Annotated in this window: 6 protein-coding genes; 4 read left to right on the forward strand and 2 right to left on the reverse strand. The window is 56.8% G+C overall.

The genetic code is table 11. The annotated features are described in order from the left end of the window. Nucleotides 1-30: 30 nt before the first annotated feature. Nucleotides 31-1,194: an acetyl-CoA C-acyltransferase FadA gene (gene fadA / locus URZ40_RS16240; RefSeq protein WP_320720842.1), complete on the reverse strand. Its 1,164-nt coding sequence runs from the start codon at nt 1,192-1,194 to the stop codon at nt 31-33. Nucleotides 1,195-1,203: 9 nt separating this feature from the next. After that, on the reverse strand, nt 1,204-3,393 hold the full coding sequence (gene fadB / locus URZ40_RS16245) for a fatty acid oxidation complex subunit alpha FadB (RefSeq protein ID WP_320720843.1): 2,190 nt from the start codon (nt 3,391-3,393) through the stop codon (nt 1,204-1,206). 190 nt (nt 3,394-3,583) lie between these two features. Between fadB and pepQ the strand changes: the two genes are divergently transcribed. From pepQ to hemG, 4 genes are read left to right on the forward strand one after another with little or no spacing between them, the layout of a single operon-like run. Further along, nucleotides 3,584-4,915: a Xaa-Pro dipeptidase gene (pepQ, locus tag URZ40_RS16250; protein ID WP_316380886.1), complete on the forward strand. Its 1,332-nt coding sequence runs from the start codon at nt 3,584-3,586 to the stop codon at nt 4,913-4,915. Beyond that, nucleotides 4,915-5,529, forward strand: a complete 615-nt coding sequence (locus URZ40_RS16255; RefSeq protein ID WP_063155602.1) for an IMPACT family protein — start codon at nt 4,915-4,917, stop codon at nt 5,527-5,529. Before pepQ ends, URZ40_RS16255 begins: the two co-directional genes overlap by 1 nt. Nucleotides 5,530-5,570: 41 nt before the next feature. Further along, on the forward strand, nt 5,571-7,022 hold the full coding sequence (gene trkH, locus URZ40_RS16260) for a Trk system potassium transporter TrkH (RefSeq protein WP_116343725.1): 1,452 nt from the start codon (nt 5,571-5,573) through the stop codon (nt 7,020-7,022). A gap of 10 nt (nt 7,023-7,032) precedes the next feature. After that, a complete protein-coding gene (hemG, locus tag URZ40_RS16265; protein WP_192984991.1) occupies nt 7,033-7,578 on the forward strand; it encodes a menaquinone-dependent protoporphyrinogen IX dehydrogenase in 546 nt (181 codons plus the stop codon). Nucleotides 7,579-7,736 lie beyond the last annotated feature (158 nt).

The raw sequence follows: 7,736 nt of genomic DNA on the forward strand, positions 1-7,736 counted from the left end.
CGCCATTGGCTTTGAGATACTTTTCCTGATTTACACTCTTTCAAACACCGTCGCGATACCCTGACCCAAACCAATACACATCGTTGCCAGACCAAACTGGGCATCTTTGCGTTCCATCAGGTTGATAAGCGTGGTGCTGATACGCGCCCCGGAGCAGCCCAGCGGGTGACCGAGAGCGATCGCGCCACCGTTGAGGTTGATCTTCTCGTCGATCTGCTCCATCAGCCCCAGATCTTTAATGCACGGCAGGATCTGCGCGGCGAACGCTTCGTTCATCTCGAACAGATCGATATCGCTGGCGGTTAACCCCGCTTTTTTCAGCGCCAGCTTCGAGGCCGGAACCGGTCCGTAGCCCATGATCGAAGGATCGCAGCCCACCACCGCCATCGAACGTACCCGAGCGCGAGGCGTTAAACCCAGCTCGCGGGCGCGACTTTCGCTCATTACCAGCATCGCGGCGGCGCCGTCGGACAGCGCTGACGAAGTACCCGCCGTTACCGTACCGGTGACCGGATCAAACGCAGGGCGCAGCGTGGAAAGCGATTCTACGGTGGTTTCCGGGCGGATGACTTCGTCGTAACTGAACTGCTTCAGTACGCCGTCCGCGTCGTGACCGCCGGTGGGGATGATTTCATTTTTAAAGGCACCGGACTGCGTCGCCGCCCATGCGCGAGCGTGAGAGCGCGCGGCAAAGGCATCCTGCATTTCACGGCTGATGCCGTGCAGACGAGAGAGCATCTCGGCGGTCAAACCCATCATCCCCGCGGCTTTCGCCACGTTGCGGCTCATGCCCGGGTGGAAATCGACCCCGTGGCTCATCGGTACGTGACCCATGTGCTCAACGCCGCCGACCAGGCAGGCCTGGGCATCGCCGGTCATGATCATACGCGCCGCGTCGTGCAGCGCCTGCATGGACGAACCGCACAGACGGTTGACGGTGACCGCCGGAACCGAGTGTGGGATCTCCGCAAGCAGCGACGCGTTACGGGCGATGTTGAAACCTTGCTCCAGGGTCTGCTGTACGCAGCCCCAGTAAATATCGTCGAGCGCAGCAGGATCCAGCGCCGGGTTACGCGCCAGCAGGCTACGCATCAGGTGCGCGGAGAGGTCTTCCGCACGCACGTTACGGAACGCGCCGCCTTTTGAACGGCCCATCGGGGTGCGAATCGCATCAACAATGACAACCTTTTCCATTGTGACTCCTTAAGCCGTTTTCAGCTCGCCAACCGGACGGGCTGGCTCAACTGCTGGATAGTAGGGTTCGTTATGGCGCGCTTTGTTACGCAGCCCTTCCGGCACCTCATAAAGCGGGCCGAGGTGCTGGTACTGCTGGGCCATATCGAGATAGCGGGCGCTGCCGAGCGTGTCCAGCCAGCGGAACGCGCCGCCGTGGAACGGAGGGAAGCCGAGGCCGTATACCAGCGCCATGTCGGCTTCTGCCGGGCTGGCGATAATGCCTTCTTCAAGGCAACGCACCACTTCGTTGATCATTGGAATCATCATCCGGGCGATGATCTCATCGTCCGTGAAGTCGCGCTTCGGCTGGCTAACGTCGGCCAGCAGGCCATCGACCACGGCATCTTCTTCTTTCTTCGGTTTACCTTTGCTGTCTTCTTTATAGCGCCAGAAGCCCAGGCCGTTTTTCTGGCCGAAGCGGTTGACGTCGAACAGCGCGTCAATGGCGTCGCGATAATCTTTCTGCATGCGCTGCGGGAAGCCTGCCGCCATCACCGCCTGGGCGTGGTGGGCGGTATCAATGCCCACCACGTCCAGCAGATATGCCGGGCCCATTGGCCAGCCGAACTGTTTTTCCATTACTTTGTCGATTTTGCGGAAGTCCGCGCCGTCGCGCAGCAATTGGCTAAAACCGGCGAAGTACGGGAACAGCACGCGGTTAACAAAGAAGCCCGGGCAGTCGTTAACGACGATCGGTGTTTTACCCATCTTGCTTGCCCACGCCACCACTTTAGCAATGGTTTCGTCAGAGGTTTTTTCCCCACGGATCACTTCGACCAGCGGCATACGGTGTACCGGGTTGAAGAAGTGCATCCCGCAGAAGTTTTCCGGACGCTTCAGCACGCTCGCCAGCTCGCTGATTGGAATGGTGGAGGTGTTAGAGGCCAGTACGGTCTCAGGACGAACCTTGTCTTCCGTTTCCGCCAGCACCGCTTTTTTGACTTTCGGGTTCTCGACGACGGCTTCGACCACCACGTCGACACGGTCGAAACCGCTGTATTCCAGCACAGGCTGAATGGTGGAGATCACGCCTGCAAGCTTCAGCCCGTCAATTTTTCCGCGTTCCAGCTGCTTATTCAGCAGCTTGGCCGCTTCGGTCATGCCCAGCGTCAGAGATTTCTCGTTGATGTCTTTCATCACTACCGGTACGCCTTTCCAGGCCGACTGGTAAGCGATGCCGCCGCCCATAATACCGGCGCCGAGCACTGCCGCATGTTTTGGCGTCTCAACGTTTTTGGTCAGCTGTTTGGCTTTGCCCTTCACGAACTGATCGTTGAGGAAGATGCCAACCAGCGCGCGGGCTTCATTGGTGTGCGCCAGCGGAACAAAGCTTTGATTTTCGAGCTTCAGGGCTTCGTCGCGGCCAAATCGGGCTGCCGCTTCAATGGTTTTCACCGCCGTAATTGGCGCCGGGTAGTGTTTACCCGCCGTCTGCATCACCATGCCTTTGGCCATGGTGAAGCTCATGGTGGCTTCAATCTTGCTGAGCTTTAACGGCTCCAGCTTCGGCTGGCGCTTGGCCTTCCAGTCGAGATCGCCGTTAATCGCCTGACGCAGTATGGCAAGTGCGCCTTCAACCAGCTTCTCTGGCTTCACGACGCCGTCGACCAGGCCGATTTTCTGCGCCTGTTCCGCGCCTACGTCTTTACCAGCGGCAATGATTTCCAGGGCGCTGTCTGCACCCAGCATGCGCGGCATGCGCACGGATCCGCCAAAGCCCGGCATAATGCCCAGCTTGGTTTCCGGCAGGCCGATGCGCAGGTCCGGCGTCGCCAAACGGTAGTCGGTCGCCAGCACGCACTCGCACCCGCCGCCCAGCGCGTAGCCGTTCACGGCAGAGATCGTTGGAACAGGCAGATCTTCCAGGCGATTAAAGACGCTGTTGGCAAAGTGCAGCCACTGGCTCAGCTGTTCTTCCGGAACCTGGAACAGCGAAAGGAATTCGGTGATATCGGCACCGACAATAAAGGCCGCTTTGTTAGAGCGCAGCAGCAGCCCTTTTAATTCAGATTGCTTTTCAAGCACTTCCAGCGCCTGGCCAAGACTGGCCACCGTCGCGGTATCAAGCTTATTCACTGAGCCGGGGGCATCGAACACCAGTTCGGCAATGCCGTCTTCCAGCCAGTTGAGGTACAGGGTGTCGCCTTTGTAAAGCATGTCAGTCTCCTGAATCCAGCAAGTGGATCTGGTCATACCAGATGAAACGGAGTGTGGAATTTATGTTAATAAAATGCAAATTACTCATTAAGAAAATGCTGCATTGATCACGGTCGGTGGAAATCACGCAGCCGGAGTGAGGTGTGCTAAGATGCGATGACTTGAGGTCAAAAAAACGAAAGGAAGAATGATGGACTCACTGGCTTCGCTTTATAAAAATCATATCGTTACCCTACAGGAACGTACCCGCGATGTACTGGCCCGCTTCAAGCTGGATGCCCTGCTGATCCACTCCGGCGAGCTGATGAATACTTTTCTTGATGATCACGCCTACCCGTTTAAGGTCAACCCGCAGTTTAAAGCCTGGGTGCCGGTGACTCAGGTTCCAAATTGCTGGCTGCTGGTGGATGGCGTGAACAAGCCGAAACTGTGGTTCTACCTGCCGGTCGATTACTGGCACAACGTTGAACCATTGCCGACCTCTTTCTGGACGGAAGAAATTGAGGTTATTGCTCTGCCGAAAGCGGACGGTATTGGCAGCCAGCTGCCAGCGGCGCGCGGCAACATCGGCTACATCGGCCCCGTACCTGAACGTGCGCTCGGTCTGGATATTCCGGCAGATAAACTCAACCCGAAAGGCGTGCTGGATTACCTTCATTACTATCGCGCGTATAAGACTGACTACGAACTTTACTGCATGCGTGAAGCGCAAAAAACGGCGGTGAATGGCCACCGTGCCGCGCACGAGGCGTTCCAGTCAGGCATGAGCGAGTTCGACATTAACCAGGCCTACCTGACCGCAACCGGTCACCGCGACACCGACGTGCCGTACAGCAACATCGTCGCGCTGAACGAGCATGCGTCTGTTCTCCACTACACCAAACTGGATCACCAGGTTCCGTCTGAGATGCGCAGCTTCCTGCTGGATGCAGGCGCAGAGTACAACGGCTATGCGGCCGACCTGACCCGTACCTGGGCGGCAAATGCGGACACCGATTTCGCGCAGCTGATTAAAGACGTGAACGATGAACAGCTGGCGCTGATTGGCACCATGAAAGCCGGAACCAGCTACGTGGATTACCACATCCAGTTCCATCAGCGCATCGCCAAACTGCTGCGTAAGCATCAGGTTGTGAAAGACATGAGCGAAGAGGCGATGGTCGAGAACGATCTGACCGGGCCATTTATGCCGCACGGTATCGGCCACCCGCTGGGCCTGCAGGTTCACGACGTTGCGGGCTTTATGCAGGATGATACCGGCACGCACCTGGCGGCACCGTCTAAATATCCTTACCTGCGTTGCACCCGTATTCTTGAGCCGCGTATGGTACTGACGATTGAACCAGGGATCTACTTTATCGAATCCCTGCTGGCGCCGTGGCGTGAAGGTCAGTTCAGCAAACACTTCAACTGGGAAAAAATCGACGCGCTGAAGCCGTTTGGCGGCATTCGTATCGAAGATAACGTGGTGGTTCACGAAAACGGTATCGAGAATATGACGCGAGACCTGAAGCTGGCCTGATGGAAAGTTGGTTGATACCGGCTGAACCGGTCACCTTTGTCGAGGAAATCAAGAAAAGCCGCTTTATTACGCTGCTGGCGCATACCGATGGCGTAGAGGCGGCAAAGGCGTTTGTCGAGTCCGTCCGGGCCGAGCATCCTGACGCACGTCACCACTGCGTGGCGTGGGTGGCAGGGCCGCCTGACGATTCACAACAACTGGGGTTTTCCGACGATGGTGAACCGGCGGGCACGGCCGGTAAACCCATGCTTTCACAGCTGATGGGCAGCGGCGTGGGTGAAATTACCGCCGTGGTGGTGCGCTACTACGGCGGCATTCTGTTAGGTACGGGCGGGCTGGTTAAAGCGTATGGTGGCGGAGTTCAGCAGGCACTGAATATCCTGACGACCATCCGCAAAACGCCGCTCACCGAATATACTTTGTTGTGCGATTACGCTCAGCTATCGGGCATTGAAACGCTGCTCAAACAATTTAACGGCGTGATTGCGCACAGTGATTACCAGGCAATGGTGCAATTACGCGTGGCGCTTCCTCAGGCGGAACTGGCTGCTTTTTCAGCAAAACTGGCTGATTTCAGTCGCGGTTCGTTGCAATTGCTGCCGATTGAAGAATAATCCCCACCTCACTTTTTTGAATACCAAAGGAAACGGCAGAGATGCATTTTCGTGCCATAACCCGAATCGTTGGACTGCTGGTCATACTCTTTTCGGGGACGATGATTCTCCCTGGACTGGTGGCGCTTATCTACCGGGACGGCGCGGGGCGGGCATTTACCCAGACCTTCTTTGTCGCGCTGGCGATCGGCTCGCTGCTGTGGTGGCCGAACCGTCGTCAGAAAGGTGAGCTGAAATCTCGCGAAGGATTTCTGATTGTGGTCCTGTTCTGGACGGTGCTGGGAAGCGTCGGTTCGCTGCCCTTTATCTTCTCTGAACAGCCTAATCTCAGCATCACGGACGCCTTTTTTGAATCCTTCTCCGGATTAACGACCACCGGGGCGACGACGCTGGTGGGGCTGGATTCGTTACCGCACGCTATTCTCTTTTATCGCCAGATGCTGCAGTGGTTCGGGGGGATGGGGATCATCGTTCTGGCGGTGGCTATTCTCCCGATTCTGGGCGTCGGGGGGATGCAGCTGTACAGGGCTGAAATGCCGGGACCGCTGAAAGACAACAAGATGCGCCCGCGTATTGCCGAGACGGCGAAAACCCTGTGGCTGATTTATGTTCTGTTGACGGTAGCCTGCGCGCTGGCGCTCTGGTTTGCCGGGATGCCTGCTTTCGATGCTATCGGACACAGCTTTGCGACAATTGCTATCGGCGGGTTCTCCACCCACGACGCCAGCGTGGGCTACTTCGACAGTCCAACGATAAACACCATCATTGCCATTTTCCTGCTGATCTCCGGTTGTAACTACGGTCTGCACTTCTCGTTACTCAGCGGGCGTAGCCTGAAGGTGTACTCGCGCGATCCTGAGTTCCGCATGTTCATTGGCGTCCAGCTTACACTGGTCGTCATCTGCACCCTGGTGCTGTGGTTCCATGATGTTTACAACTCTGCGCTAACCACGCTTAATCAGGCGTTCTTCCAGGTGGTGTCGATGGCGACGACCGCTGGGTTTACCACGGACAGCATCGCGCGCTGGCCGCTGTTCCTGCCGGTACTGCTGCTGTGCTCTGCCTTTATCGGCGGCTGCGCCGGGTCTACGGGCGGTGGCCTGAAGGTGATTCGTATTCTGCTGCTGTTCAAGCAGGGGAACCGTGAGCTGAAGCGTCTGGTTCACCCGAATGCGGTCTACAGCATCAAGCTGGGTAACCGCGCGCTGCCGGAACGTATCCTCGAGGCGGTGTGGGGGTTCTTCTCGGCGTATGCGCTGGTCTTTATCGTCAGCATGCTGGCGATCATCGCGACGGGGGTGGATGATTTTTCCGCCTTTGCGTCCGTCGTCGCAACATTGAACAACCTCGGGCCTGGCCTGGGGGTTGTGGCGGATAACTTTGCCAGTATGAACCCGGTCGCGAAATGGATCCTCATTGCCAATATGCTGTTTGGTCGTCTTGAGGTCTTTACCCTGCTGGTGCTGTTCACCCCAACATTCTGGCGCGAATAAGGAGCCGTTGATGAAAACACTGATTCTTTTCTCTACGCGAGACGGGCAAACGCGTGAGATTGCCGCGTATCTGGCGTCGGAATTAAAAGAGCTGGGCATTTACTCGGATGTGGTGAACCTGAATCGCGCGGAGCAGATTGCCTGGCAGGAGTACGATCGCGTGGTGATTGGCGCCTCCATTCGTTACGGGCATTTCCATCCGGCGCTGGATCGCTTCGTGAAAAAGCACACGGCGGTACTCAACAAATTGCCGGGCGCGTTTTACTCGGTCAATCTGGTTGCCCGTAAAGCCGAGAAGCGTACGCCGCAGACCAACAGCTACACGCGCAAGTTTTTGCTCAGCTCGCCGTGGCAGCCAGACCTGTGTGCCGTTTTTGCCGGCGCGCTGCGCTACCCTCGCTACCGCTGGTATGACCGCTTTATGATCCGCCTGATTATGAAGATGACCGGGGGCGAAACCGATACGCGTAAAGAAGTGGTTTATACCGACTGGTCTCAGGTGGCCGGTTTTGCACGGGAAATTGCGCATTTAGCGGGCGATTCGCGACTTAAATAAGCGTTAAGTTTGAAAAGTGAGCGAACGAAAAGTTTTTTGTATTTTGTTCTTGTCACTTAAGAATAACTCCCTATAATGCGCCTCCACTGACACGGAACAACGGCACACACGCCGCCGGGTCAGCAGAGAAAAGCAAAACAAACGCTTGACTCTGAAGC

The sequence above is a fragment of the Enterobacter sp. 296B2 genome (assembly GCF_034106185.1).
In the GTDB taxonomy this organism is placed as follows: Bacteria; Pseudomonadota; Gammaproteobacteria; order Enterobacterales; family Enterobacteriaceae; genus Enterobacter; species Enterobacter cloacae_N.

Excerpts from the sequence above, each read along its gene's own strand:
- fadA (WP_320720842.1), bottom strand. The coding sequence starts at position 1,194 with ATGGAAAAGGTTGTCATTGTTGATGCGATTCGCACCCCGATGGGCCGT.
- fadB (WP_320720843.1), bottom strand. The coding sequence starts at position 3,393 with ATGCTTTACAAAGGCGACACCCTGTACCTCAACTGGCTGGAAGACGGC.
- pepQ (WP_316380886.1), top strand. The coding sequence starts at position 3,584 with ATGGACTCACTGGCTTCGCTTTATAAAAATCATATCGTTACCCTACAG.
- URZ40_RS16255 (WP_063155602.1), top strand. The coding sequence starts at position 4,915 with ATGGAAAGTTGGTTGATACCGGCTGAACCGGTCACCTTTGTCGAGGAA.
- trkH (WP_116343725.1), top strand. The coding sequence starts at position 5,571 with ATGCATTTTCGTGCCATAACCCGAATCGTTGGACTGCTGGTCATACTC.
- hemG (WP_192984991.1), top strand. The coding sequence starts at position 7,033 with ATGAAAACACTGATTCTTTTCTCTACGCGAGACGGGCAAACGCGTGAG.